General features: G+C 40.5%; 24 protein-coding genes. 16 read left to right on the top strand and 8 right to left on the bottom strand.

Going from position 1 to position 25,269, the window contains the following annotated elements:
• The first annotated feature begins 1 nt into the window (after position 1).
• The 9 genes from B1202_RS04315 to rplS all read left to right on the top strand — a co-directional run bounded on the left by B1202_RS04315 (position 2) and on the right by rplS (position 8,803).
• Complete coding sequence (locus B1202_RS04315; protein WP_078189359.1) at positions 2-1,078, top strand: PilW family protein; 1,077 nt, start codon at positions 2-4, stop codon at positions 1,076-1,078.
• Complete coding sequence (locus B1202_RS04310; RefSeq protein WP_078189358.1) at positions 1,075-1,854, top strand: PilX N-terminal domain-containing pilus assembly protein; 780 nt, start codon at positions 1,075-1,077, stop codon at positions 1,852-1,854. Before B1202_RS04315 ends, B1202_RS04310 begins: the two co-directional genes overlap by 4 nt.
• Before the next feature lie 17 nt (positions 1,855-1,871).
• The gene (locus B1202_RS04305; RefSeq protein WP_078189357.1) at positions 1,872-5,588 is read left to right on the top strand and encodes a hypothetical protein; all 3,717 of its coding nucleotides are present in this window, start codon (positions 1,872-1,874) and stop codon (positions 5,586-5,588) included.
• Between the two features lie 9 nt (positions 5,589-5,597).
• Positions 5,598-6,068, top strand: a complete 471-nt coding sequence (locus B1202_RS04300) for a type IV pilin protein (RefSeq protein WP_078189356.1) — start codon at positions 5,598-5,600, stop codon at positions 6,066-6,068.
• Entirely contained in the window at positions 6,062-6,541 is a 480-nt protein-coding gene (locus B1202_RS04295; RefSeq protein WP_078189355.1) for a type IV pilin protein, read from the top strand. The genes B1202_RS04300 and B1202_RS04295 overlap by 7 nt, the downstream gene beginning before the upstream one ends.
• Positions 6,542-6,685: 144 nt before the next feature.
• Complete coding sequence (gene rpsP / locus B1202_RS04290) at positions 6,686-6,943, top strand: 30S ribosomal protein S16 (RefSeq protein ID WP_078189354.1); 258 nt, start codon at positions 6,686-6,688, stop codon at positions 6,941-6,943.
• A 17-nt stretch (positions 6,944-6,960) separates the two neighbouring features.
• Positions 6,961-7,509 carry a ribosome maturation factor RimM gene (gene rimM / locus B1202_RS04285; protein WP_078189353.1) on the top strand — a complete coding sequence of 183 codons (549 nt, stop codon included), beginning with the start codon at positions 6,961-6,963 and terminating at the stop codon, positions 7,507-7,509.
• A gap of 42 nt (positions 7,510-7,551) precedes the next feature.
• A complete protein-coding gene (gene trmD / locus B1202_RS04280) occupies positions 7,552-8,292 on the top strand; it encodes a tRNA (guanosine(37)-N1)-methyltransferase TrmD (protein ID WP_078189352.1) in 741 nt (246 codons plus the stop codon).
• A gap of 139 nt (positions 8,293-8,431) precedes the next feature.
• Positions 8,432-8,803 carry a 50S ribosomal protein L19 gene (rplS, locus tag B1202_RS04275; RefSeq protein WP_078189351.1) on the top strand — a complete coding sequence of 124 codons (372 nt, stop codon included), beginning with the start codon at positions 8,432-8,434 and terminating at the stop codon, positions 8,801-8,803.
• A 63-nt stretch (positions 8,804-8,866) separates the two neighbouring features.
• Here the strand turns inward: rplS and B1202_RS04270 are convergent, their stop codons facing one another.
• The 5 genes from B1202_RS04270 to B1202_RS04250 all read right to left on the bottom strand — a co-directional run bounded on the left by B1202_RS04270 (position 8,867) and on the right by B1202_RS04250 (position 14,648).
• Entirely contained in the window at positions 8,867-9,826 is a 960-nt protein-coding gene (locus B1202_RS04270; RefSeq protein WP_078189350.1) for an esterase/lipase family protein, read from the bottom strand.
• Positions 9,827-10,050: 224 nt separating this feature from the next.
• A complete protein-coding gene (locus B1202_RS04265) occupies positions 10,051-11,016 on the bottom strand; it encodes an esterase/lipase family protein (protein ID WP_078189349.1) in 966 nt (321 codons plus the stop codon).
• Between the two features lie 202 nt (positions 11,017-11,218).
• A complete protein-coding gene (locus tag B1202_RS04260; protein ID WP_078189348.1) occupies positions 11,219-12,229 on the bottom strand; it encodes an esterase/lipase family protein in 1,011 nt (336 codons plus the stop codon).
• A 367-nt stretch (positions 12,230-12,596) separates the two neighbouring features.
• Positions 12,597-13,541 carry a lipase family alpha/beta hydrolase gene (locus B1202_RS04255; RefSeq protein ID WP_416202503.1) on the bottom strand — a complete coding sequence of 315 codons (945 nt, stop codon included), beginning with the start codon at positions 13,539-13,541 and terminating at the stop codon, positions 12,597-12,599.
• Positions 13,542-13,619: 78 nt separating this feature from the next.
• Positions 13,620-14,648, bottom strand: a complete 1,029-nt coding sequence (locus B1202_RS04250; RefSeq protein WP_078189346.1) for a lipase secretion chaperone — start codon at positions 14,646-14,648, stop codon at positions 13,620-13,622.
• A 153-nt stretch (positions 14,649-14,801) separates the two neighbouring features.
• On the opposite strand from B1202_RS04250, the gene truB reads away from it, so the two are divergent.
• From truB to B1202_RS04235, 3 genes are all read left to right on the top strand, one after another.
• Positions 14,802-15,710: a tRNA pseudouridine(55) synthase TruB gene (truB, locus tag B1202_RS04245; RefSeq protein WP_078189345.1), complete on the top strand. Its 909-nt coding sequence runs from the start codon at positions 14,802-14,804 to the stop codon at positions 15,708-15,710.
• A 24-nt stretch (positions 15,711-15,734) separates the two neighbouring features.
• Positions 15,735-16,508: a sulfite exporter TauE/SafE family protein gene (locus B1202_RS04240; RefSeq protein ID WP_078189344.1), complete on the top strand. Its 774-nt coding sequence runs from the start codon at positions 15,735-15,737 to the stop codon at positions 16,506-16,508.
• A gap of 125 nt (positions 16,509-16,633) precedes the next feature.
• Positions 16,634-17,095, top strand: coding sequence for a hemerythrin domain-containing protein (locus tag B1202_RS04235; protein ID WP_078189343.1), 462 nt, complete (start codon positions 16,634-16,636; stop codon positions 17,093-17,095).
• Positions 17,096-17,237: 142 nt separating this feature from the next.
• On the opposite strand, the gene B1202_RS04230 is transcribed toward B1202_RS04235, so the two are convergent.
• From B1202_RS04230 to serA, 3 genes are all read right to left on the bottom strand, one after another.
• Positions 17,238-18,107 carry an EamA family transporter gene (locus B1202_RS04230; protein WP_078189342.1) on the bottom strand — a complete coding sequence of 290 codons (870 nt, stop codon included), beginning with the start codon at positions 18,105-18,107 and terminating at the stop codon, positions 17,238-17,240.
• 243 nt (positions 18,108-18,350) lie between these two features.
• On the bottom strand, positions 18,351-19,220 hold the full coding sequence (locus tag B1202_RS04225) for an EamA family transporter (protein ID WP_078189341.1): 870 nt from the start codon (positions 19,218-19,220) through the stop codon (positions 18,351-18,353).
• 117 nt (positions 19,221-19,337) lie between these two features.
• Entirely contained in the window at positions 19,338-20,570 is a 1,233-nt protein-coding gene (gene serA / locus B1202_RS04220) for a phosphoglycerate dehydrogenase (RefSeq protein ID WP_078189340.1), read from the bottom strand.
• A gap of 372 nt (positions 20,571-20,942) precedes the next feature.
• Between serA and B1202_RS04215 the strand changes: the two genes are divergently transcribed.
• From B1202_RS04215 to B1202_RS04200, 4 genes are all read left to right on the top strand, one after another.
• Positions 20,943-22,352 (top strand): FAD-binding oxidoreductase, encoded by a 1,410-nt coding sequence (locus B1202_RS04215; RefSeq protein ID WP_078189543.1) that lies wholly within the window; start codon positions 20,943-20,945, stop codon positions 22,350-22,352.
• 190 nt (positions 22,353-22,542) lie between these two features.
• Complete coding sequence (locus B1202_RS04210) at positions 22,543-22,914, top strand: hypothetical protein (protein WP_078189339.1); 372 nt, start codon at positions 22,543-22,545, stop codon at positions 22,912-22,914.
• A gap of 87 nt (positions 22,915-23,001) precedes the next feature.
• Positions 23,002-24,099 (top strand): hypothetical protein, encoded by a 1,098-nt coding sequence (locus B1202_RS04205; protein WP_078189338.1) that lies wholly within the window; start codon positions 23,002-23,004, stop codon positions 24,097-24,099.
• A gap of 98 nt (positions 24,100-24,197) precedes the next feature.
• Positions 24,198-25,079, top strand: coding sequence for a pirin family protein (locus tag B1202_RS04200; RefSeq protein WP_078189337.1), 882 nt, complete (start codon positions 24,198-24,200; stop codon positions 25,077-25,079).
• The last annotated feature ends 190 nt before the right edge of the window (positions 25,080-25,269 follow it).

Raw genomic sequence — 25,269 nt, 5'->3', positions numbered from 1 at the left:
TATGAAACTTCAACATGGTTTTACATTAATTGAGTTAATGATTGCATTAGCATTGGGTTTGATTGTTTCTGCTGCAGCAATATTGATGTTTATTACGGCTCAAAAAAGTTATGCTTTACAACAAGGTATGGCTAATTTGCAGGATAATACCACTTTTGGTTTGAATTATATTACTGACGAAATTAGATCTACTAATTTAAACAATATTAAATCCATCATAAATGACGAAACAACATATGGAGGAATAGTATTTACATCTGCTGCAAATGCACGAACTATTCCTGCAACTGGTACCGTACCCAAAAAAGTTTTTAGTAATTTATATCCAACATTAATAGGCGCTAATACGGCGGAATCTTTTTTGACATCTAGTGGGATTCATTCATCTAATGTCTCTTGTGCTGATGTAATAGATAATGGTTGTGAGTCGGGTGATGTGTCTAGTGATCAATTAGTTATTCAATACAAACCTCAATATGTCACAGATGATAAAGGAACAACAGTTACATCAGATGATATGTGGTTTGGGGGATACGATTGTGAAGGTAATAAAATTGAATTTTTAAAAACAGAACCTGCAAAGCGAATTATTGTACAGCGCTATTTCTTAAGGGAAGATACCGATAAAGGTACTGAACCAAATGAATCGCTTTCTTTAGCTTGTGATGCAGGGTGGTATTGGGAGTCTTATAAAAATAGCGCTTCTGCAGACGTCAATCCAACAGTATTAACTGATTTTGGTGGTCAGGGCGAAATTATAATGAAACGAGTTGACCACTTTCGGGTTTTATTTGGGATTCATACGGAAAAAGGCTATGAATATATTTCTCAAGAAACATACATGGATTTAACAGAAGAGCCTAAACCACGAATTTTATCTGTTCAGTTAGGGTTATTAGGCCGTTCGACTCAAAGTGTTGGAAGTGATTCTGCTTTTAAGGATGATCAAGAGTTTAAAATTTTGGATCAAACTGTCGTTGTTAAAACGCCAACAACTAATTCATCTTCTAAGTACGTAAGACAAGTTGTTTCGCAAACGATTGCGTTACGTAACACGTTTGGGGAGCGAGGAAAATGAAAAATCAAAATGGTGCAACCTTGATTGTTGTATTGGTACTTTTATTGGCGATAACTGTAATTGGGACATTAGCTATAAAAAATAGTGTAGTGGGTTTAAGCATTGCTACAAACAGCCAAGCTCAACAATTACTTTTACAAAATGCTGATTCAGCTTTTTTTAGTGTGGAAAAAGAAGAGAACTTAATTCAAAGTTTAACCACGAGTGGAATGTTTGGTTATATCAGTGGGGCTGAAAATAAAGATAAAGAATTAGTATTTTGTTATAGAGGTGATAAGGCGGACTTTTTTGATATTAATCGTGCCAGCATTATGCAATGGGAAGGTGGACAGTCAAAACCAACAGCAAATGCAATGGGAATGGATGGTTATTGCAGTACATCAACATCTACTACAAGCAACTTTTTTACGAGTGGTCGTAAGGCTGTTATTACTCAAGTTGCTGTGAAATATTCAACTCAGTCTGATGCGGATCCATTTTATGGAATGCAGTTCGGTTCTGATGAAAAGGGTGTGAAGTTTGAAAAAAGTAAACCAGTGAAAGTGTTCGCTGTTTCGATTATGCCTGCGCTCAGCACAGCAGATCGCTCGAAAATTGATACTTGTTTTAATGCAAGAATGAATGAAGTTTCCATACCTGATGGTACGACAAAACCATCTAAAGTTGATCCCATCGAGGATGATCCAACTAAAAGTGTGACGGAATGTTTGTCGGGGTTAAATGTTCCTTATACTTCACATGCGACTGAGTATGTGATTGCACAAGATTTTACGTGATTTGGGAGTAAGAAAAGATGAAAAAGATTGAACAGAATGCGATAAAAAAATCCTATCGTCAGAAAATTCTTGCGACCAGTATCGCAGCAATTTATACGGGTCTAGTAGCATCAAGTGTAGCACAAGCAAGTGATATTGATATTTATCAGGAAGCAAAGTCTGGTGAAATCACTTTAATGATGATGATGGATATTTCAACCAGTATGAATGGTGGTGGAACTGCTAGATCGGATCTGGGTTTGAGTAGTGAGGATTGTAGTGGCTCTTCTACTGCATCTTCTAATAGTTCATCATTGCCAAATTATGGTTATAGACGAACCTATTGTACGGTGTCAGCCTCTAGATTTTCAGCATTGAGTACTGGAAATGCAGCGAACAAAATTAAAGCTGATAAGATTAGTACTGCGTGTAATAAACAGACGAATAATGATTATCATTGTGGCGATCGTACCGCGCGTATGAAAGATGCTTTATACGAGCTTTTGAATGGTAATGCGGCTAAGGGGGTTACTGCCTTAGATGATACAAAAGTGATTGGGCTTTCTACACTTGGTGCAAAAGATGATAGTGTAAATAATGGTTTTCGAAATGTAGGTGCAATACTAGTGCCTGCTAAAGCATTGGGTTATAAGGCTAGTTCCACAGCACAAACACAGCGTCAGATATTGACAGAGAGTGTTCAAGCCTTAAAAGGCATTAGTTCAACGCCGACAGCCTTGGCTTATGCGGAAGTCATTAATTATTTAATGGGTAAGCGGCCGAGTAAATTAACTGGTTTTAATCTTTCAGATGTATCAACTAAAATAGGAAACGGAAATAGTCAAACCTATGAAAAGCCCTCTTCCTTGACTCAAACTAGTGATATACAGAAATGTAGTGGGCAAGGGGTTTATGTATTAACAGATGGAGAGCCTAACTCTTTAACAAGCGATACATTAAGTAATATGCGAACTGGACTTAACAGTAGCTTTAGCTGTAGTACTAGTAATAGTTGGGATTGTCAGCATAAGGGGGCTATTTCTCTTGTAGAGAAAAGTAACCCCATTGCATTGGAGGTGCGTACTGCCGTAGTGGGTTTTGGGAGTGTTTTTGAAAGTGTAAGTTCTTATAATAAAAATCTGACTCAGGCAGAAAATATTGCGAATTTAGGCGGCTGTTCTGCTACAGCAAATGGTTGTGGTGATAATAATGATGCTAAAAATGCTGCGCTTTGGGGGATTTTAGGTGGCGGCGGTTGGTATTCTGGTAGCAGCTCACAAGATGTTGTAGAAAGTGTTAACTCTTTTTTAAATGATTTAAATAAGGGAATTCCATCTGTGACAACAGGTTCACCTTCTGTTCCACAAGATGCTCTAAATCCATCAGTTATTCAAGATTTTGCATATTATCCTCAATTTCAACCAACCCCAGAGAAAAGCTTTCAACTTTGGGCCGGTAATTTAAAAAAGTATGCTGTTATCAACGGTGTATTAAAAGATAAAAATAAAAATACAATTTTAGATGATGATGGTGCGATTAAAGATAATTATGATCTGTGGGCCGCATCAGTTGTTGATGCAAATAAAGAAAGTGATGAGTTTACAGAGGGCAGCACTAAGTTTGCATTGCGTGGAGGGGTGTTTTCTCAACTAAAATTAGGATTTAGTGCGAGTGATAACACTAAAGAGCAACGTAAGGTATTAACAAATCGAGATGTAAACTCAGGTGTTTGGAGTGGTGGGACCAAGCTTAGAGAAGTTACTCGGGCAGATTTAACAAACAGTACCTATAAAGCCGATAATGCAAATAATAGTTATCTTATGGCTCTACTTGGTTATAGCGTAAATGATTTAAGCAACCCAACATCAACAACTTTAAATAAAGAGTTACGCCAAATCGGAGCAGTAATGCACTCATCTCCTTTATTAATTACGAATAAGGGTAAAATTGCATACGATAAAGATGTCAAGCGACTCGGTTCTGAGGGGCGTGAAGATTACATTTTATTTGGTACTTCACAAGGTGTTTTACATGTTATTAAAGCTGGAAAACAACGTTTAGAAAATGGCGATATTGTAGTTGGTGATAAAAATGGGTCGGGAAGTTCTGATGCAGGTGGTGATGAAGTATTTACATTCGTGCCAAATGAAATGATTGAAAAGCAAAAAAATGCTTTTCTAAAATATGATTCTACGAGTGGTGGTGTTAATAATCTTTATTATGGTATAGACGGGCCATGGACAGCTTATACAGAATATGTGGTTGATGATAATGGTTACTTGACAGTTGGTTCTGGAAAGGGAACACAAAAAGGCCGGCAGATGGTTTATGGTGGTTTGCGTATGGGCGGAAATAGTTACTATGCGTTAGATCTGCAAAATATGAGCGATCCTAAGCTGAAGTTCCATATAGACCCAGAAAATCAAAAAGTTTTTTTCAATAATACGTCTAAGCCGTTCACCCAACTTCAACATATGGGACAAAGTTGGTCTAAACCAGCAATTGGTTGGATTAATTGGAAGGACTCAACAGGAAAAACGACTCGTAAGCAAGTAATGTTTGTTGGTGGTGGTTATGATGCAAAAACTGGGACAACAGCATGTAATACTGGTACAGATACGACTTCCAAAAATGTAGGTTATGAATGCCCTAAATATGCACCGACAAGCTCTGCTCCAGCAAAAGGGGCTGGTGTTTATATGTTTGATGCACAAAATGGTGATTTATTATGGTGGTCAAGTGCGAGTGCTACAACTAGTACAGCAGTACCTTTAGCATCTAATGTATCAACAATGATTAATAGTGTTGTTAGTGAGATCCGAACTGTTGATCGCGACGGTGATGAACTCATTGATAATATTTACTTTGGAGATTTAGGTGGTCAATTATTTAGGGTTGATTTAGACAATAAAGCAACGGCTCTAGGCAATATTGTTAAAAAGCCTGTTAGATTACTGAATTTGAGTAAAACTGGTGGGATGAGTCCACGTTTTTATGATATGCCAGCATTTTCATTATATAGTGACCAAGGTGATGTTTTTGCGCTTATCAGTATTGGCTCTGGAAATAGAAGTAAGCCGTTGCAGGATTATGCCTCAGGTGCAGATTATGAAGCGGTTTATAATGTTTATGATAAAGATGTTGCTAATAAAAATCTGATGTCATTATCTGCATATAGTACACAAGATATTATAAGAACAAATCTTGTTGCGATTACGGATGAGGATCGTAAGGATGATACTACGCTTAAAGCACCTTATGCTTCGACAAAAGGTTGGTATTATGAATATAAAAACTGTTCTGGTTCAGACTCATGTAATAACTACAAATTTCAAAGTGAGAAGGTATTTGGCACCCCAATCGCAATGAATTACGTACTTTACGTAACTACTTTTGATGGTTCGCGTCCGGGTATTTCTGGAGATTGTGGTGCTGGTGTCAAAGGTGAAAGTTATCTTTCGCGTTTATGTTTGCCATATGGTCAGTGTGATAAAACAAAATTTGGTACTGAATGGTATGGTAAAGATGAAATAGGTGTAGGTATTCATACAGGCACAGTTGTCAGTGTTGATGATGGGTCTGGTAGTGGAACTGGCGGTGGAACGGGTGGGGAGTCTGGTGGAACTGGAGGTAGTGAAAACAATTATTGCTTAAGTACTGGGGCTCGAACTATTTATAATGGTATGGGTGGTAATCCAGGTGAAGCGAGTAGGATTTGTTTAATTCCTCAGCGTTGGTATGCCAAGTTACAATAGGTGGGCGGTATGTATAACAAAAATACTTTATTTGCTCAAAAAGGTTTTACTTTAATTGAGTTGATGGTTGTCGTTGTCATCATTGCAATACTTGCAGCTATTGCTATTCCTAGTTATCAAGCTTATGCAAGAAAATCTTTAGCATCGCAAGCACAACAAACGATGAAACAAATCGCTGTGGATTTGGAGAAGCATAAAACGCGTAATTTTAATTATTTAAATTTTAATGCTTCATCCAATTTGTTGGTTGTACCTAATGGTGCGACGGGCACTGATATTAAATATAATATTAGTGTTCGAGATGGAGCGAATACAGCAAATACTTTAAGTAATTCATCTTCTACCGGGCAAAGTTGGGCAATTATGGCTACATCAACTGATGAAAAAAATAATAGTTATGTAGTAACGAGTACCGGTATACAGTGTTTTAAGCAAGGGAAGACAATAGGTTTTGATTGTTCCGGAGCAGAGTCATGGTAAGAAAAAATGGCTTTACACTTGTTGAATTGATGATTGTTGTTGCGATAGTTGGAATTCTTGCAGCATTTGCATATCCCTCATATCTTCAATATGTGAAAAAAACTAAACGTACTGATATGCAAGCAAATATGTTGCAAGTCGCTGCACAAATTCAGCGCTTTAAAATTGCTAATTTTAAGGTAACAGGCGCAACTATGACTGATATTGGTATTAAGACTACATACCCGATACAGGGTAATCCTTTGTATATGTTAGAACTGCAATGGCTTGATGATAGTGGAGTTATTGATACATCCTCACCCTTAGGTTCAGAAAGGTGGTTATTAGTTGCTACACCAATTGCAACTTCAACTCAGCACCTTGATGGGCATATTGCACTAAACTATAAAGGTGAGCGGTGTTGGACTGTCGGTACAGATAATTCTAGTACTGCTTGTACTCCATCCGCCACCTCAAACTGGGACGGCAAGTAACCTCAAATTCAAAATTGTGGATAAACACTTTTTGATCTTTCATTCAGGGCAAATTTCACGTAAAATATTGCCCTCTATGAAAGGGGTTTGAAATGTATCGATGGTCGGTACAGGGATAATCCGTAAAAACTATAAGGTTCTATCATGGTTGTTATTCGTCTTGCACGCGGTGGTGCTAAAAAACGTCCGTTCTATCAAATCATTGTGACTGATAGCCGTAATGCACGTGACGGTCGTTTCATCGAACGTATCGGTTTCTTCAACCCTACAGCTCAAGGTAAAGCAGAAAAACTTCGTTTAGATGCTGACCGTTTTGCTCACTGGGTTTCACAAGGTGCTCAACCTTCAGAACGTGTTGCTTCTTTAGCTGCTGAAGCTAAGAAAGCTGCAGCTACTGCTTAATTAGTAGTAGGTTACCCATGACACCAACACAGAATGTTCCCGAAGATCGTATTCAGATTGGACAGCTACGTTCAGCATATGGATTAAATGGGTGGCTCTGGGTCTATTCCAATACAGAACCTATGAGCAATATTTTTGACTACCTCCCTTGGTACATTGAGACCAAAGCAGGTTGGCAAACAGTAGATGTAAAACGTTGGAAACCACATGGCAAAGGCTTGGTTGTTTCGCTAAAAGGTGTGAGTGATCGTACCGCGGCAGATAACTTGGTTGGCGCAAATATCTGGATCTCTAAATCGCAACTGCCTCAAGCAGGCGTGGATGAGTACTACTGGTCAGATTTGAAGGGCTTAACCGTGTTAGGTCTTGGAGAAGATGAGCAAGAAGTCAACCTCGGTCAAATCCACGAATTGTTTGAAACAGGTGCTAACGACGTGATGGTAGTTCGCGCTACTGCTGACAGCGTCGATAGCGAAGAGCGAATGATTCCATGGCATAAAGATGTGGTACAGCGTGTTGATCTCGAAGCTGGTCGTATCTACGTAAATTGGGGCGTAGATTATTAATCCTTTAAGGATTGACGCAGCAGGAAAATAGAGGAGTCTGCGATGTTTTTTGCAGTCATTACGCTTTTTCCTGAAATGTTTGAAGCGATTACAGCCTACGGTATTAGCGGGCGCGCAGCAAAACGTGACATTGTGCAAGTTCATTGTATCAATCCACGCGACTTTGCTGAGGGCAACTACAAAAGAGTGGATGAGCGTCCATTTGGTGGTGGTCCAGGTATGGTGATGATGGCTGAGCCATTAGCGAAAGCAATTCATCGTGCTAAAGAGCTTGCCAAGCAAGCGGGTGCTGTTCATGTCCCTGTGGTGTATATGTCGCCGCAAGGAAAGACCTTAAATGAACCTGCGGTACAAGATTTCGTCAAATATGATGGATTGATTGTATTGTGTGGTCGTTATGAAGGTGTAGATGAGCGTTTGATCCAACAATATGTTGATCAGGAATGGTCAATAGGCGATTACGTTTTATCTGGTGGTGAACTCCCTGCGATGGTTTTATTGGATAGTGTGATTCGGAGACTTCCGGGTGCAATGTCTGATGAGCAATCACATGTGCAAGACTCATTTGTGGATGGTCTTTTAGATTGCCCACAATATACCAAGCCAGACCATTTTGAAGGTTTAGATGTTCCTGAAGTATTAAAATCGGGACATCATGCCAATATTGAGAAATGGCGGTTTTTGCAGCGATATCAACGCACTTTAGAACGCCGACCTGAGTTGGTTGAAAAAGTTGAATTGACCAAGCAGCAAAAGAAATGGCTAAAAGATTCCAAGGTTTAAATTTTTTAAATCTTATATTAGGCTCTTTATGCATTGAAGCGGTCAAGCATAAAGGGAAAGTCAATCGGGTCTATGCGCTTTAGCCTCTAGTCCCAGCGATGATTAGACCTCTTCTAACTCGCATAATCGGAGATACCCCATGAGCGGTAAACATCCTTTAGTACAAGCTGTTGAAAATGCACAGTTGAAACAAGACATCCCTGCTTTTGCTCCTGGTGACACAGTAGTTGTTCAAGTTAAAGTAAAAGAAGGTGAGCGTGAACGTCTTCAGGCATTTGAAGGTGTTGTAATTGCTAAGAAAAACCGTGGTTTGAACTCTGCGTTCACAGTACGTAAAATTTCTAGCGGTTTCGGTGTTGAGCGTGTATTCCAAACTCACTCACCAATCGTTGCTGGTATCGAAGTGAAACGTCGTGGTGACGTTCGTCGTGCTAAACTTTACTACCTACGTGAATTGTCTGGTAAAGCTGCACGTATTCGTGAAAAATTACCAGCTCGTAAAGCAAAATAATTTGTTTTACAACGCTGTAAAAAAATGCGCCTTTTGGCGCATTTTTTTATGCATGAAAGAAAGTTATAACCCTTGAAGTTTCAAACGATTGGCATGTTGACGGTAGACTGAAACAGGGTCTGGTGCAAATAGTCCCTTCAAGCCCAATACTTGATTGACTTCATCGAAATGGTTCCATTTGTAATTATCACGGACGGTTTTACCCAATTTACTGCTGCATTGGCTCACTAAGCCGTCGTTCGGTTGTCCGCTAAATGCAATTGGCCCCATTGCGGTAAAGATCGTATCCGGATCAAGTAAGTTGGTGGTATTGGAAATACCTGTCCATGAATAGAAGCTAATGCCGTTGGCTACACTCGGGCCATCAGCACATTTGGTTGCAGGCATACCGAGTGGAAATTTTGCGTTAAAGGCTTTCACACCCGGTTGAGACATACTGTAGATCGAAGCTTTAAAATTTGAAGGCAGATTGGACTGCTGGGCGAAGTTAATCACTGGGGTCATTAATGCATCCATGACAGTCGCTAATACGCCATTTAAAATCGGCACGCTCTGTACTAAATCCGCGACAGGTGAACCGTCATTGGTTCCTGCGACTGTACTGACAGAGGCAACCAAATCAGGTCTTACGCCAGCAATATATCGAGCCGTAGGGCCACCATGTGAGTGACCAATTAAATTCACTTTAGGTTTGCCAGTAATCGCAACCACTTGTTCAACTTGGTCTAACAGTTGTTCACCGCGAACTTCAATGGACTCCAACGGGGAGATTTGAGTAGCAAAGGCCGTTGCCTTATGGCTCGCCAAATCGGGAAGAACTTGGTACCAATAATCTAGACCAAAAACGGCACCGCCTAAGCGATTAAAACCAAACATCCCATGTACAAATACTAGGGGATATTTGGTTTCAGCATAATTGTCGATGACTTTTTTAGTGGTCGCTTGCTGTATACCTAATGCAGCATGCGTTTGGGTCACTGCCATACTTGCAAGGAGCGTGGCGCAGAGCAATTTTCCTTTCATTTTTCATTCCTTTCTTTTTGTTTTGGTATTCAAACTGTCATTCAGTTCAGTTTGGAAATAGACAAGCTCGTCTATTTGACAATTTTTATTGTCATTAAGGATTATAAGAAAAGGAAAGTAAAATGTGCGAACTAATCGACGGAATGAAGATGATTTTGTAAATTGATTAATGAAAATACCATTAAACCCTGAATTTACAGGGTTTAATGTGTAGCTTGGCTAAATTATAAACCTTGAGATTTTAGCCGGTTTGCATGTTGACGATAGACATCGACAGGATCTGGTGCAAATAGCGCTTTGAGACCAAGCACTTGGTTGACTTCATCTAAATGGTTCCAGTTGTAGTTATCACGAATGGTTTTACCAAACTTGGCACTACAGCGTGATACGAGGCCATCATTGTCTTTTCCGCCATCGATCAGCAATGCAGTCACTTTTAGGGCTGAGTCTAAATCTAAAATATTGGTGATTTGGCCCACACCTGTAAATGAATAGTTATAAATGCCTTTTTCCACGCTATTGCCATCAGCACAATTGGATTTAGGCAAGCCCAGAGGGAATGCGGCATTGTACTTTGCAGAACCCGCTAGCGTTAAACTTGAACCACCTGCCAATGCATCATGAGGGTAAGTCTTTGGATCTAGACCTTGCGCCCAAACGATGGCTTTAGAGACAAAATTCACAGCTCCAACCAAGGGTGCTTCCACAGCGGTGCCTTCAGCTTTTAAAATTAAGTCTGCAACAGGGGAGCCTTGATGAGGTCCTGCAACACTGGTTAATGACGCCACCACATCAGGGCGAACACCGGCAACATAACGAATCGTCGGTCCACCATGACTATGTCCAATTAAATTCACTTTATCTGCACCAGTGAGTGCCCGGATTTCAAGGACTTGTTGTAAAAGTTGTTCACCACGTACTTCGGTAGAGTTAAACGGCGATACGCGCGTTGCCCAGACATTGGCACCATTGCGGGCAAGATCAGGCAGGATTTGATACCAATAGTCGAGTCCAAATGAGTCCGTACCAACGGTAATGAAACCACCCATACCATGGTTAAATACGATTGGATATTTGGTCTTTGCATAGCTAGAACTAGCTTTGGCGGTGACTTGGGTTGCTTGCGATGCAGATACATTACCGATGAATGTAGCTGCAATTAAACCTGCTAAAAATGGTCCGTATTTCATGAGCGATCCTCAATGTATTATTGTTTTATGACAATATTTATTGTCACTTCTAATAAAGCAATAAAGATCACCTGTTGCAAATTGAAAAAGATTAACTGTGACGCTAAATGTAACAAAATAAAAGAGCACAATTTATCAGATCGATAAAAGCAAATAAGAGGGCCGAAGCCCCCTTATTGAATTGAATAGTCAACGGAAAGAATTAAAGTCCTTGCAGTTTTAAACGGTTAGCATGTTGACGGTACAGCGCCACAGGATCTTGTGCAAATAGACCCGTTAAGCCGAACATCATATTGGCTAAATCGGTATGGTTAAGTTTGTAGCTGTCATTAATGACTTTACCGATATACGCACTACAACGTGCAACCATACCGTCATTGTCTTTATTGCCATAAGACAATGGCCCGAGTTGCATCAGGATCGTATCGATATCAAGGATATTCGTGGTTTGCGCAACACCCGTCCATGAATAGTATTGGATGCCTTTGCTGTCGACTTGCTTTAAGTTCTTACTGCAATTTTCTGAAGAAGCCAAAACACCGTCCGCTACAGCAGATTTTGCAACGGTACTGTTAAATGTAGCAGAACCTTTTTGTGATAATGATTTCATTGAAGCATCGAAATCAATTTCAAGCTCAGGTTTTGCCTGACCCAAAGCAATCAGTGGGCCGACAATATAATCACCTAAAATATTGAAGGCAGTACGAGAAAGTGAGTTACCTTGAATATCATCCGCTACTTTAGAGCCGTGATAGGTCCCTGCAACACCTGTAATAGACGCAATGTACTGTGGTTTTGTTTGAGCCACATACAATACAGTTGGACCACCATGAGAGTGACCGATTAAGTTAAGTTTTGGCTTCCCTGTAATAGCCAAAACATCTTCAACTTGTGCAATTAACTGCTCGCCACGATGTGCTGTGGTATTTGCAGGAGATAATTGCGCCGCGAATACGGTTGAGCCATTTCGTGCCATATCGGGCAAGATTTGGTACCAATAATCCAGTCCAATGGTGTCGGTGCCGATACGTGACCAACCGAGCCAACCATGCACCATTAAAATTGGATATTTGGTTTTTGCGTAGTCAGATTTTGCTGTTTCCTTCACCTGGAGGACGCTAGGCGCAGCTTGAGTGCTTGCCGATATACTCATCGCTAAGCCTGCAACTGCAGCTACAGAGGCCATCTTGGCCGTGTTTACTAAAGATCGCATAAATGTTCCTTGATCTGATGTTGTTTTTATTACTTTTTAATAATGAAAATACTCTCTGTTTTTAAGCAACATCTTTGTGATTGGCTAGGCCATATCTTTGATTTTAGAGAGTTTGAATAGACAAAGATGCCTTGTCATTTTTTCATGCTCGGTTTGAAATTCCATGTCATTTTAGGACATGGGTGGCATTCAGATGACATGTAGATTTATATACATCTGTCTTTTATTTTGATCGTTTATTTTAGTTGTTATTATTGAATAACTTATTGAATTAATTTATTTAATGCTTACAAATAAAAACATTGTAAACAAAAAAGGACGTCCAAAGACGTCCTGTTCAGTGCTGAAAGGGAACCAACTTTTGAGGTTACAGTCCCTGTAATTTTAAACGATTGGCATGTTGACGATAGAGCGCAACTGGGTCAGGTGAAAATAGGCTGCGTAGACCAAAGACCATATTCACTTCATCTAAGTGGTTGTGATTGTAGTCGTCACGGATTACTTGTCCGATGTGGGTGCTACAGCGTCCAACCAAACCGTCATTGTCACGATTTCCATAGGCCAAAGGGGCAAGTTGACTAATCACTGTATCCAATACATCTAATACATTCGTGGTTTGCGCTGTACCTGTCCATGAGTAGTAATACACGCCATTGTCGACTTTGGCACCCGACTGATTGCAGTTCGCCGCTAGTGCTGCGGTTGGAAATTTTGCATTAAATTCAGCAGAACCTTTTTCACTGATCGCGGTAAGTGATGCATCAACACTGTTTGGTAGACTCGAGTTGCCTTCAGCCCAAGTAATAATCGGTGCTAAGAGTTGATCGCCAAGGACCCCAAACACTGAATTAATGGTTTTATTCGCTTGGATCTTATCTGCGACTAGAGAGCCCCGATAAGTGCCTGCAACACCAGTCACCGAAGCCACATATTCGGGTTTGATTGCTGCAATATAGCGAGTCGTCGGCCCACCATGTGAATGACCAATGAGGTTCACTTTAGGTTGCCCGGTCAGGGCAAGGACGTCTTCGACTTGAGAGAGCAATTGCTCACCCCGGACTTCTGTCGACTCTAGCGGAGAAACTTGTGCAGCAAAGGTATTGGCACCGTTGCGGGCTAAATCCGGCAAAATTTGATAAAAATAATCCATGCCAAAGCTGTCAAAACCAATGCGGGTAAACCCGAACATGCCATGGGTAAACACAATCGGATATTTGGTCTTGGCATAGCTGGCCGAGCTGTTGGCGGTGACATGTTGGAGTCCCGCCGCAGCTTGGGATTGTGTGCTAGCGATCGCTGCTGAAGCAGCCATGATTGCGCATAAAAGAGCTTGTGGTTTTTTCATCATTTCATCCTGAAATTGAAGTTATTTTTAAATTGTTATTTGCACTTATTCTGCAAAAGGTAATTTTCCACCTTGATCATGTACAGATTCAAAGGTACTGACGCGGAGCTGATCTTCCTTGGATTTAAAATGTTGATTACGGAGCTGCTGTACTGCTTGTTGTTTAGCGCTGTCACTCATATTGCTTTTCACAATACTGTCACGCTCTGTGAGATATTGATTCACGCTTGATTTCCAAGAGCTGCGCTGGGTGTCTAAATTTTCAAGGCGCTGAGTGGCTTCTGGACCAACTAAATTTAACCGCATTTGATGGATTTCTTCGCTTGATCCACCACGGGCTTTAATGTCCGCTGTGAGTTTGCGTAAATCTTCAAGTTTATTGATTTGTTCCAGATTTTCTTTCCAGTCTTCTGGGAGTTCATCAAATAGGGCTTTTAGTTTTTTGGCTTTTTCTGATTCAGACAGTTTTTTGTCATTCACCACTTCCATGCGTTTTAGGGTGTATTCGTGATAGGTATTTTCCTTGCCAAATAGACCTTCAATTTCATAATCAGAAAAGAACTGTTTTCTTAAATTCTGAGTACTGCTATAGATCGAGCGATAATATTGTGGTGATTCTTTGTCGTCACTTGGTGGCTGTAAATTACCTAATTGTTCACGATATTTCATATAGCGATCCCACAAATCATAAATTTGGGACAGCGCCGGTTCTTTATGACCTTGTGCAATGTAGGCTTTAAAATCCTTTTTGATTTGATCAATCGATTTTTCACCATATTGAGTGATGAAATATTCAAAACAATTCCGTGTTTGTTCGTTCACGATCAGGCGGTTTGAACCATCCATACTGATTTGACAGTTAACTTCCGTGTCTTGTTGACTTGGACTGAGCAGTGAAGAACCGCTTGTGGCTTGTGCTGTAGCGCTTTCGCCCTGAGTTAAAGGCGTATTTTGTTGTTGAATCGATTGATCTGAAGGATCATTTTGTGATGCTTTTGGCGCCAGCCAAAATATAAATGCAGCAACAGCGATAACGACCAAGGCAATGATGAGCCAAAGTTTATTTTTTTGCATATCCCAATGCACCTTTATTCCGTTTTTAATTGTTTTAGAGTTCTAAATGCGAACTCAATATGACATAAAACGCAGATAAAAACATAGAAGAGTTGTAAACGTTAGAGGTGGGTTGTTACCATTGCGCTGTTCCTGTATTAGCCAAATGTTGACATGAAAAAAGCCTCTCCTAAGATCCAACGTCGTCCTGTACATGGTGTATTTCTTTTGAATAAGCCATTAGGTATTAGCTCGAATGCAGCCTTACAGAAGGTTCGTTGGCTGTTTCGTGCGCAAAAAGCAGGGCATACCGGTGCGCTTGATCCGTTGGCTTCAGGTTTATTGCCGATTTGTTTGGGTGAAGCGACTAAGTTTTCACATTTCTTGCTCGACTCGACCAAGCGTTATCAAACCACGGTCTTTTTAGGACACAGCACCACGACGGGTGATGTGGAAGGTGAGGTGCTGATGGAACAAGCCGTACCTGTTTTGACCGAGGCATCTATTCAGCAGGTGTTGGCACAGTTCGTGGGAGATATTCAACAAATTCCACCGATGTATTCTGCGCTGAAAAAAGAAGGTCGCCCGCTGTACGAGTTGGCGCGTAAAGGCATAGAAATTGAGCGTGAAGCACGTCCAATTTCGATTTATGCCATCGAGTTATTATCATTTAGTGAGAATAGTATTACACTCGACATCACCTGTTCCAAAGGCACATATATTCGTGTTTTAGGCGAAGATATTGCCAAAGCATTGGGTACTTTTGGGCATTTGACCTATCTACACCGTACGCAAACGGGGCATTTTGACCTCAATCCAACTTACACCATTGAATATTTGGAAAGCTTGACCGAAGCGGAACGTGAAGCATTATTGCTGCCAGTATATTCACCTGTCGATCATTTCTGCAAAGTGCAAGCGCCAGAAGGGCGCGCTGAATATTTCAGTCGTGGCATGGAAAGTAATATTGAACATGAGGCAGAAGCACAGGTCTTGGTATTTGAAGGTGAGCGTTGTTTAGGGCTGGCTGAAATTACAGACCGTAAACGTTTGGTGCCTAAGCGTGTGTTAAATCTAGAGTAGCTGATACAGCATTGAAGACTTCTTATGGATATTGAAATTATTTTAAGCCTCTTATTTTTTGCATTTTTTGCCGGTGCAATTGATGCAGCAGTGGGGGGTGGAGGATTAATTCAAATTCCAGCCATTATGAATGCCATGCCGCACTTATCTCCGGCGACGGTGTTTGGCACCAATAAGTTGTCTTCAATTTTTGGTACAGCGTCGGCGTCCTATTCCTTTTTACGCCAAGTCAAACTCCGTTGGAAATTACTTGCGGTCATTGCAAGCTGTGCATTTATTGCTTCTTTTGTGGGAGCAGCCTGTGTATCAATGATTCCTAAAGAAGTTTTACGTCCTTTTGTTTTGGTCATGTTGATCGTGATTGCGATCTATACCTTTGCTAAAAAACAATTTGGTCAGGTGCATGTACGCCAAGAACTGACCCCTAAAATTCTCGGTCTTGCCGCTCTGGGTAGTCTGGTGATTGGTTTTTATGACGGCATCTTTGGGCCTGGGACGGGCAGTTTCTTTATCTTCTTTTTTATTCGTTATCTACAAGCAGACTTTTTACATGCCTCTGCTTTGTCTAAAGTGGCTAACTTAACCACCAATTTAGCTGCACTGAGTTTTTTTGCGCCCACAGGCCATGTGTTATTTGCTATAGGCTTAATGATGGCTGTGGCGAATATATTAGGCTCGATCGTTGGTGTACGTGCAGCGATTAAATACGGCAGTGGATTTATTCGAATTCTATTTTTGATTTTGGTGAGTATTTTGATTGTACGGTTAGGGTATCAAACCTTTACGGGACAAGCTTAAAACAAATCTTAACAGAGCTGCGCTGTATTCTGATGCGGATATGTTTAGTATAAAAATGAAGCACTTTATTTTGCTGAATGAAAGAAATACTCAGCTATCGCTAAGCATCAGAGGGCATCATCAGAATGAATATTTTTGAAGCTTTACGTCAAAGTCATGAACAACAAAGAGCGCTTGCGGAACAATTAGTACAAACTTCTGGCGATAGTCCAGAACGTCGCGATCTGTTTGAACGACTTAAAAATGAATTATTTGCGCATGCTGTCGGAGAAGACCGATATTTTTATATTCCTTTAATGATGACCGACTCGGGGCTGAATATTACCCGTCATGCCTTAGCAGAACATCATGAAATGGATGAACTCTTAGAGCAGTTGACTGAGACTGAATTTAGCAATCCAGGCTGGCTGGCCATTGCCAAAAAACTTTCAGAAACTGTGCATCATCATTTACAGGAAGAGGAACACGGTTTCTTTCAACAAGCCGGTAAAATATTGGATGATAAGCAAAAAGAAGCTTTGGCTAAACAATACTTATCCGAGTATAAAAAATATAAAAAAGCAGATAAAGACAGTCTGACTGGTTAAGTCCTTATAGAAGCTAGACTTTTACGAACCTTGTATTTAAAAGCCTTGTATTTAAAAGCTTAGATGTAGGAGCGCTTAGACCAGGTATTGAAAAATGGCGGCAATCCCGCCATTTTTATTTAACTATTTGGCCTTTAAATATTTAGCTAGCTGTTTCCACTTTAGAGGAACGCATCGTCACCCCGACTGAGGCGAGCATAATGCACACCAGTGCGATCCATTGCCACATGCCGATACGTTCTCCCAATAAAACCATACCCGTAATAGCTGCCAAAGCAGGTGAGATACTTGACAATGTGCCATAACTCAGCTTACTTAGAATCTTCAATGCTTTGAGGTCTAGGGCATAAGGAATCGCTGTAGCTAAAATGGCAATCAACAAGGCTTTAGGCCAATATTGTGTATCCAATAAAGCTGCAGCGTTGTTATAGAGGCCGATAGGTAATAGGGTCAATGCTGATAAACTGATGGCAATGGTCAGTGCATGCATGCCAATATTTTGGTGTACCACTTTTTGCCCGAAATAAATATAAAAGGCCCAACAGAGTCCGGCAGCCAATGCACACGCCGCACCAATCAGTGAGAAATTGCCGCTTTGAGCTTGACCCCAAGGCACCATCAATGCAATCCCTAAGATCGCCAAAAAAACCCAGATATAGTCGCTACGATTTTTAATCGACAGCAGTGCCAAACCAAGTGGGCCAATAAACTCCAGTCCAACGGCAATCCCTTGAGGGAGTTTGCCCAGTGACATATAGAACAAGACATTCATCAGGCACAGGGCTGCGCTATAGCAGAGTAAATCACGCCATTTTAAAAATGACAGCCGTTTTAAAATGTGCCAAGAGCGGAACATCAAACAAATAATAATCGAGGCAAAACATAGCCTTAAAATGGTCACGCTCAGAGGGTCTAGTACCAAAAACAGTTGTTTGGCAAATGAAGCACTGATCTGATAGGAAATCATGGAGAGCACCATGAAAACAACAGCGAGAAGTTGTGAATTTGGCATGTGGCACACAGTTGTTGGGCGGTGTTTGAGCCCTATTTTTGAATCAGTACAGTATAGCGGTTAATGCTGACAGTTGAGTGAATTTTAACATTTGATCAAATCATGATGGATTTTGAATTTAAAATTCTAAGGTTCGGCGGATGTAAGAGCAGGACTGAGCACGTCATGATTCAATTTGAATTCAAAAAATTGAGTCTGAGATTCATGTAGTTCATCCATAGTCAGTGGGAACATATTTTGAATTTAAATGGCTTTGGCTTTTTGCGTGGTATAGGTACACCCAATGGAGGCACAGATGATGACAGCAAGGGCTAACCACTGGGTCCAAAGTAATTGTTCATTTAAGAAAACAAAACCAGAGAGTGCTGCAATTGCAGGTTCTAGGCTCATAAGCGTTCCGAAACTGAGCGCCGTTAAATTGCGGAGTGCAATCATTTCTAAGCTAAAAGGGATGGCACTGGCCAAGGTGGCTAAAGCAAGAAAATAGAGGAGACTCATCGGTTCAAAGGCATGCGCAGGAATCCCTACAAATAATGCAATCGGCATAAGCATACACATGCCGACAAACATACCTAAACAAACTGTATGGTTGCCTGAAACGCCAGAGGGTTTCTGACCTGCCACGATATAGAGTGCCCAGCAGGCACCTGCACCAAGGGCGAGGGCAATGCCAACGGGATCAAGTCGTTGTGCAGCTTGGTCAAAAGGAAAAAGTAGGATAAGGCCTAAAATAGCCAGTCCGACCCAAATAAAGTCAAATTTTCGGCGTGCAGCAAATAGTGCGACACTGAGCGGACCAATAAATTCAAAAGAGACGGCAATGCCGAGCGGGAGTCGATCAATCGACAAGTAAAATAATACATTCATCCCTGCTAAGGCACAGCCATAGCTCAGAATAGACGACCATTTCACTTGTTTAAAATTGATCTGCCAAACTTTAAAAATAATCGCCAAAATCAAAGCGCCCAGCATTAAACGCATGGCCGAGACGGTCAGTATGGGAAATTGACCGAAAAGATATTTGGCAAATGAACCGCTGCTTTGCATGCTGATCATGGCAATAAGCAAGATCAGCGGTGCTTGGACAGCCGGTGCAATTTTAAAATTTGGCATAAACTAAATTTGTTTCGATGACTCGAAGAGCGGGAGAGTGGCACTAGCCAGATTTTAAAAGTTTATAACAATAAAAAAACCACAGCCCGAAGGCTGTGGCTTCAGTGTCTAAGGTGATTAGAACAATACGCGAACTCGGATCGTACCTTCAACTTCGTGAAGTGTATCCAAAGCTTCTTTAGAAGCAGTTGCGTCAACGTCCATCACTAAGTAACCAACATCACCTTTGGTCATTAAAGACTGACCAGAGATGTTGATACCGTGTTCAGCAAACAAGTTGTTGATTTTTGAAAGAACGCCCGGCACGTTTTTGTGGATGTGAAGTAAACGGTGTTTACCTTCAGTCAACGGTAACGCGATTTCTGGGAAGTTCACTGCAGATAAAGTCATACCTTTATCAGAGTAAGCAACGAATTTTTCAGCTACTTCTAGACCGATGTTCGCTTGTGCTTCCATTGTTGAACCACCCACGTGAGGAGTCAAAATCACGTTGTCTAAGCCACGAAGTGGAGAAACGAATTCTTCACCGTTTGCTTTAGGTTCTTTCGGGAATACGTCTACAGCTGCACCAGCAATATGACCAGATTTGATTGCATCAGCAAGATCTTCAATGATGACACATGTACCACGTGCAGCATTGAGGAAGATTGCGCCTTCTTTCATTTGAGCAAATTGGTCTTTGCCGAAGAAGTTGCGAGTTGATGGAACGTCTGGAACGTGTAGAGATACGACGTCTGCATTGGCAAGAAGTTCACCCATAGAACCGACTTGACGTGCATTACCCATTGGAAGTTTAGTTACAGCATCGTAATAAATCACGTGCATACCCAAACCTTCAGCAAGTACAGAAAGTTGCGAGCCAATCGAACCGTAACCAACAATACCTAAAGTTTTACCACGAGTTTCAAATGAACCGACTGCAGACTTGTTCCAACCACCACGGTGAGTTGAAGCCGATTTTGCAGGAACACCACGAAGCAATAAAATCGCTTCAGCAAGAACTAGTTCAGCAACTGAACGAGTATTTGAGTATGGTGCGTTAAATACTGGAATACCGCGAATCATTGCAGCATTTAAGTTCACTTGGTTTGTACCGATACAGAAACAACCCACAGCAATCAGTTTGTTCGCCGCTTCAAAAACTTCTTCAGTTAATTGAGTACGTGAACGAATACCAATGAAGTGAGCATCTTTAACCGCTTCTTTCAACGCTTCACCCTCAAGCGCAGTTTTACGGTAGTCAATGTTGGTGTATCCAGCAGCATTTAGAGTGTCGATTGCGTTTTGGTGAACGCCTTCTAACAACAAGAAACGAATTTTATCTTTAGGTAAAGAAAGATGTTGGCTCATTACGGCTCCGCTACAAAGGCCAAATTTAGTGCGCATATAATAGCATAGGAAGTCGCCTGATATACATTTCCTTTATGACCGACGTCATGGCTATTTTGGCGAATGATGAGTCAATATTTTTTAGATTTGGTCTAATTAACTTGGTCATATTCCTCGTGACATTTTGAAATCACGTTTTTCTTTGGGTTTTGTCAAAAAAAGCCCAGTTATAGCTTATAATGGTGCCGCTCAAAATCATCATGACCAATTCCCTGACATTTTGATGCGCTCTGTTTCAGGCTTTTTCCCTTGAAATATGCGTTACCGCAGTTTTGACTGAATGAAGTCTGGACCTTTAAAAAACTTGTTTACTTCTTGCAAGGTCTGAAAACGATGAATGCTCCAGTCGCTTTAACCCCAGAGTTATTGACCCAATTGACCGCTATTGTTGGCGAAAGCCGAATTAAAACCGATGCGGATAGTCTCCAAAATTGGGGTCGTGACCATACTAAGCACTTCGATCCAAACCCGTCGGTCGTCGTTTTCCCTTCAAGCACAGAACAAGTTCAACAGATTGTAAAACTTGCCAACCAATTTAATGTAGCGATCACACCAAGTGGCGGTCGTACAGGTTTGTCTGCGGGTGCTGTGGCTGCCAACGGTGAAATCGTGGTAAGCATGGACAAGATGAACCAAATCTTGGAATTCTTCCCAGCTGACCGTATGGTTCGCGTACAAGCAGGTGTGGTGACTGAACAACTTCAGAACTATGCTGAAGAACAAGGCATGTACTATCCAGTTGATTTTGCATCTTCAGGTTCATCTCAAATTGGCGGCAACATTGGTACCAACGCAGGTGGTATTAAAGTCATCAAATACGGCATGACTCGTAACTGGGTGTTGGGCATGACTGTGGTTACAGGTAAAGGTGACATCCTGCGCTTGAACAAAGGCATGATCAAAAACGCGACTGGTTATGCGCTTCAACACTTATTTATTGGTGGTGAAGGTACACTAGGTTTAGTAACTGAAGCTGAAATCAAACTTGAACGCCAACCCCATGACTTACAAGTATTGGTTCTAGGTGTCCCTGATTTTGATGCGATTATGCCAGTTCTACATGCCTTCCAAAAGAAAATCGACCTGACTGCATTTGAGTTCTTTGGTGAACTTGCGATGCAAAAAGTATTGGACAATGGTCATGTTCAACGTCCATTTGAAACACCATGTCCATTCTATGTATTACTTGAGTTTGAAGCACCATTTGAACCGATCATGGATGCGGCAATGGAAATCTTTGAACATTGTATGGAACAAGGTTGGGTACTGGATGGCGTGATGAGCCAAAGCTTAGACCAAGTACACAGCTTATGGCGTTTACGTGAAGACATTTCAGAGTCAATCGCACCGTTCACTCCATACAAAAATGACATCTCTGTTCTGATTACACATGTGCCTGCATTTATTAAAGAAATTGATGCAATTGTGGAAGCGAACTACCCAGACTTTGAAATTTGCTGGTTCGGTCATATTGGTGACGGTAACTTGCACTTAAATATTTTGAAACCTGCGGATTTAAGTAAAGATGAATTCTTTGCAAAATGCCAAGTGGTAAACAAATACGTATTTGAAACTGTGAAAAAATATGACGGTTCAATTTCAGCAGAACATGGCGTGGGTATGACTAAAAAGCCTTACCTCGATTACACACGTTCAGCAGAAGAAATCGAATATATGAAAGCATTGAAAAAAGTATTCGATCCAAATGCAATTATGAACCCAGGTAAATTGTTCGATCTTTAATTTTAAAGACGTAATAGAACGCATCTTCGGATGCGTTTTTTTATGGTTATAGCATGCCTTTTTAGCCGCACATGGATGAAAGATAGCCCGTTGATTTTGTGGAATGGACTACTTCTTTTACATTGCTTAAATAGTGTTTTGGACAAATGTTCGGCATCATAGGACTGAATAATAAATTTGAGTTGCTTCTATGTATCGTTTAATTGCTGTGTCTGCATTGTGTGTGGGGATGTTGGCGGGTTGTGCGACAACGCAGAAAATTGTGTCGAAAGTCGGTTCTTCTGCTACACCACTCGATCAGGTATTAAAAGAACGTCCTGATTTGCGTAAAGAGCTGTCGACTGTGGAAATTCGTCAGTACTTTAACCGTGTTGAGTCGCCAAATGCGGGGCAGGTGAAAGTGACGGAAACGGGTTTGATGGATGATTCGGTGAAATCGGTTCGTACTATTTATAGTTTTAGATTGGTGGATGGTGACTGGCAGCGTGTAAATACGCAAAAGGAATATCAGTGCCAACGTGGTAAAAATACTAAGACTTTCCAATCGACGAAATGTCCTTAATAAATCTTTGATTTATGGTTGAAATTTAGACAAGAATACCTCATAAAAGCGTATCGATTGATGCGCTTTTATATATTGGGGGGATGAATGGAGATTTTTGAGTTAAATGAAAAATTAGAAAAAATATTTACTGGGTTAATACATCTATATGCATTTGAAGATAAATTGAAAGAGGATGGGAGTACTTGGAGTTTATACAAAAAATTTGAAAATGTAGATAATGAGTGGGAGAAGTTTTATCACATAAATAATGTACATTTATTAGATGAATGGATAGATATCGTTAGTGAAATTGAATATGACTACGGTAAGAAAAATTATGAAAAAAATCTGAAAAGTTTAGAAACTTGTGCTTCAAAAATTATTGAAGAACTACAATTAACTGATAATTCAAAAATTACATTTGAAGATAAAAAACAAGCTAAACACTTAAGAGATCATTTAACTGAGTGGAAAAAATTTAGGTATTTAAAATCAGCAGTTAAAGATTTAACGAACAATACATCGGAACTAAAAAATCAAATAAGCCTTATAAATGAAAGTGTCGATAAGTTTTCTAAGTTGGAAGATAATGTAGTTAAATTAAATGAAGAAAGTCATAATTTGATTGAGGATTTAAGAAATAAGAATAAATTTCTGAGTCAAGCATCAGATGAGAATAGTAACTTTGAAATTAAAAAGCTTTATATTGATATATATGATACGGAAATTAAAATTGCGAATGATTATAGGAAATGGGCATTAAGTATTTTTGCTGTAATTTCATTATTACTTATATGGAAATTTTTTAATTTTAGTTTGAGCTTTAATGGTTTAGGTGTGACTTTATCTATTCCATCCAAAAAAATAGGGTGGGAGTCAGCCTTAAATATTTTACTGTTAATTGGTTTATCAACCCCAGCATGGTACCTTGCAAGAGAGTCTTCCTTGCATCGAAAAGTAGCCTATAAAGCACAAATGTTAGGGACAGAATTGGCATCTTTTCCACTTTATGTACGGGAGTTTAAAGATGAAGATCGCTTAGAACTTCGTAAGCAATTAGCTGACCGTTTTTTTGGACAAGAACTTTTTAATGACTCAAAAAGTACATCAAGTTCAGATAATTCACTCGATCAAATTAAATTGCTGACTGAAGCAAATAAAGTTCTAGCAGAAGCTCTGAAAACAAAAAAAGCAGTTGAGTAAAATCATCCTAAAACTGTGATACTGAAAATCATTTAGCCTATCGAATCAGCAACATTGATAGGCTAAGATCAAAAGATCCTAAATAAACCTAAAATAATATGAAAACCCTCGCTTTTATTCACGTCAATGATTCAGGCTCACCTGTCGGTGACTTTGCTCCAGTGACTTCAGTTTTTTCCCATTATGAATTGGGAAATACTGTTTCACCTTTTTTATTGCTCGACCATTTAGGGCCTGGAGTACTGAAAGCAACCAAACTGAAAAAAGGCGTGCTGAAACATCCACATCGAGGGTTTGAAACCGTCACATTAGTGTTTAAAGGTGAACTTGAACATCATGATACGACTGGCGGCGGTGGTGTCATTGGTGAGGGCGATGTGCAGTGGATGACTGCGGCTTCTGGCATTCAACACGAAGAAGTTTTTAGCCAAGCCTTTGCACAGCGGGGCGGAGCATTTGAAATCTTGCAACTTTGGGTCAATCTGCCTGCCAAAGATAAAATGAATCCTGCACGCTATCAGAGCTTAGCCAAAGCCAGTATTCCTGTAGTGGATTTAGCAGATAATGCAGGTTATGTACGGATCATTGCAGGGCATTATTTAACAGCCCACGGCCCCGCAGAAACACATACACCTATGCAAGTATTTGATGTCTTTGTCAGAGCCAATCAAAGCATCACCCTGCCTGCACAAGGAGGGGATACCACGCTGGTATATTTACGCTCGGGCAAACTGAAATTTACTGAAATTGATGAACAGTTAAATGCACAGCATATGGCAGTCATGTCGAGCCAAGGAGAAAATGTCGAATTAACGGCTGTCGAAGATAGCCACATGTTGTATTTATCGGCACAGCCTTTAAATGAACCCATCTATGGGCGAGGCTATTTTGTGATGAATCATTTTGCTGAAGTCATGCAAGCCTATGAGGACCTAAAACAAGGTCGCTTTATCCAAAAAGCAGACAATGAAAAACCATAAAAGTGGCTAAGTAAAAAGACCAATACAACGCCAGCAAACACTGTTAAAATAGTCGGACTCAAACCGACAGATCGGTTCGTTGAAGTTCATTTTATCTCTATCTAGCGTCTTGTGAATACGACGCACATATGGCGGATACGCCGCAAATTCATTTTTAAAATTAATATTACAGTGCTCGTCATTGGGCTGA

It is taken from the genome of Acinetobacter amyesii (assembly GCF_002018365.1).
GTDB lineage: Bacteria > Pseudomonadota > Gammaproteobacteria > Pseudomonadales > Moraxellaceae > Acinetobacter > Acinetobacter amyesii.
This window is presented reverse-complemented; position numbering and strand designations above follow the sequence as displayed.

What these genes read in the sequence shown, in the direction of transcription:
- truB (WP_078189345.1), top strand. Translation starts at nt 14,802, where the DNA reads ATGAAAAAAGCCTCTCCTAAGATCCAACGTCGTCCTGTACATGGTGTA.
- B1202_RS04230 (WP_078189342.1), bottom strand. Translation starts at nt 18,107, where the DNA reads ATGCCAAATTCACAACTTCTCGCTGTTGTTTTCATGGTGCTCTCCATG.
- B1202_RS04235 (WP_078189343.1), top strand. Translation starts at nt 16,634, where the DNA reads ATGAATATTTTTGAAGCTTTACGTCAAAGTCATGAACAACAAAGAGCG.
- serA (WP_078189340.1), bottom strand. Translation starts at nt 20,570, where the DNA reads ATGAGCCAACATCTTTCTTTACCTAAAGATAAAATTCGTTTCTTGTTG.
- B1202_RS04305 (WP_078189357.1), top strand. Translation starts at nt 1,872, where the DNA reads ATGAAAAAGATTGAACAGAATGCGATAAAAAAATCCTATCGTCAGAAA.
- B1202_RS04205 (WP_078189338.1), top strand. Translation starts at nt 23,002, where the DNA reads ATGGAGATTTTTGAGTTAAATGAAAAATTAGAAAAAATATTTACTGGG.
- B1202_RS04315 (WP_078189359.1), top strand. Translation starts at nt 2, where the DNA reads ATGAAACTTCAACATGGTTTTACATTAATTGAGTTAATGATTGCATTA.
- B1202_RS04295 (WP_078189355.1), top strand. Translation starts at nt 6,062, where the DNA reads ATGGTAAGAAAAAATGGCTTTACACTTGTTGAATTGATGATTGTTGTT.
- B1202_RS04300 (WP_078189356.1), top strand. Translation starts at nt 5,598, where the DNA reads ATGTATAACAAAAATACTTTATTTGCTCAAAAAGGTTTTACTTTAATT.
- B1202_RS04260 (WP_078189348.1), bottom strand. Translation starts at nt 12,229, where the DNA reads ATGCGATCTTTAGTAAACACGGCCAAGATGGCCTCTGTAGCTGCAGTT.
- rpsP (WP_078189354.1), top strand. Translation starts at nt 6,686, where the DNA reads ATGGTTGTTATTCGTCTTGCACGCGGTGGTGCTAAAAAACGTCCGTTC.
- B1202_RS04225 (WP_078189341.1), bottom strand. Translation starts at nt 19,220, where the DNA reads ATGCCAAATTTTAAAATTGCACCGGCTGTCCAAGCACCGCTGATCTTG.
- B1202_RS04255 (WP_416202503.1), bottom strand. Translation starts at nt 13,541, where the DNA reads ATGGCTGCTTCAGCAGCGATCGCTAGCACACAATCCCAAGCTGCGGCG.
- B1202_RS04200 (WP_078189337.1), top strand. Translation starts at nt 24,198, where the DNA reads ATGAAAACCCTCGCTTTTATTCACGTCAATGATTCAGGCTCACCTGTC.
- B1202_RS04250 (WP_078189346.1), bottom strand. Translation starts at nt 14,648, where the DNA reads ATGCAAAAAAATAAACTTTGGCTCATCATTGCCTTGGTCGTTATCGCT.
- B1202_RS04210 (WP_078189339.1), top strand. Translation starts at nt 22,543, where the DNA reads ATGTATCGTTTAATTGCTGTGTCTGCATTGTGTGTGGGGATGTTGGCG.
- B1202_RS04310 (WP_078189358.1), top strand. Translation starts at nt 1,075, where the DNA reads ATGAAAAATCAAAATGGTGCAACCTTGATTGTTGTATTGGTACTTTTA.
- B1202_RS04265 (WP_078189349.1), bottom strand. Translation starts at nt 11,016, where the DNA reads ATGAAATACGGACCATTTTTAGCAGGTTTAATTGCAGCTACATTCATC.
- B1202_RS04240 (WP_078189344.1), top strand. Translation starts at nt 15,735, where the DNA reads ATGGATATTGAAATTATTTTAAGCCTCTTATTTTTTGCATTTTTTGCC.
- B1202_RS04215 (WP_078189543.1), top strand. Translation starts at nt 20,943, where the DNA reads ATGAATGCTCCAGTCGCTTTAACCCCAGAGTTATTGACCCAATTGACC.
- trmD (WP_078189352.1), top strand. Translation starts at nt 7,552, where the DNA reads ATGTTTTTTGCAGTCATTACGCTTTTTCCTGAAATGTTTGAAGCGATT.
- rimM (WP_078189353.1), top strand. Translation starts at nt 6,961, where the DNA reads ATGACACCAACACAGAATGTTCCCGAAGATCGTATTCAGATTGGACAG.
- B1202_RS04270 (WP_078189350.1), bottom strand. Translation starts at nt 9,826, where the DNA reads ATGAAAGGAAAATTGCTCTGCGCCACGCTCCTTGCAAGTATGGCAGTG.
- rplS (WP_078189351.1), top strand. Translation starts at nt 8,432, where the DNA reads ATGAGCGGTAAACATCCTTTAGTACAAGCTGTTGAAAATGCACAGTTG.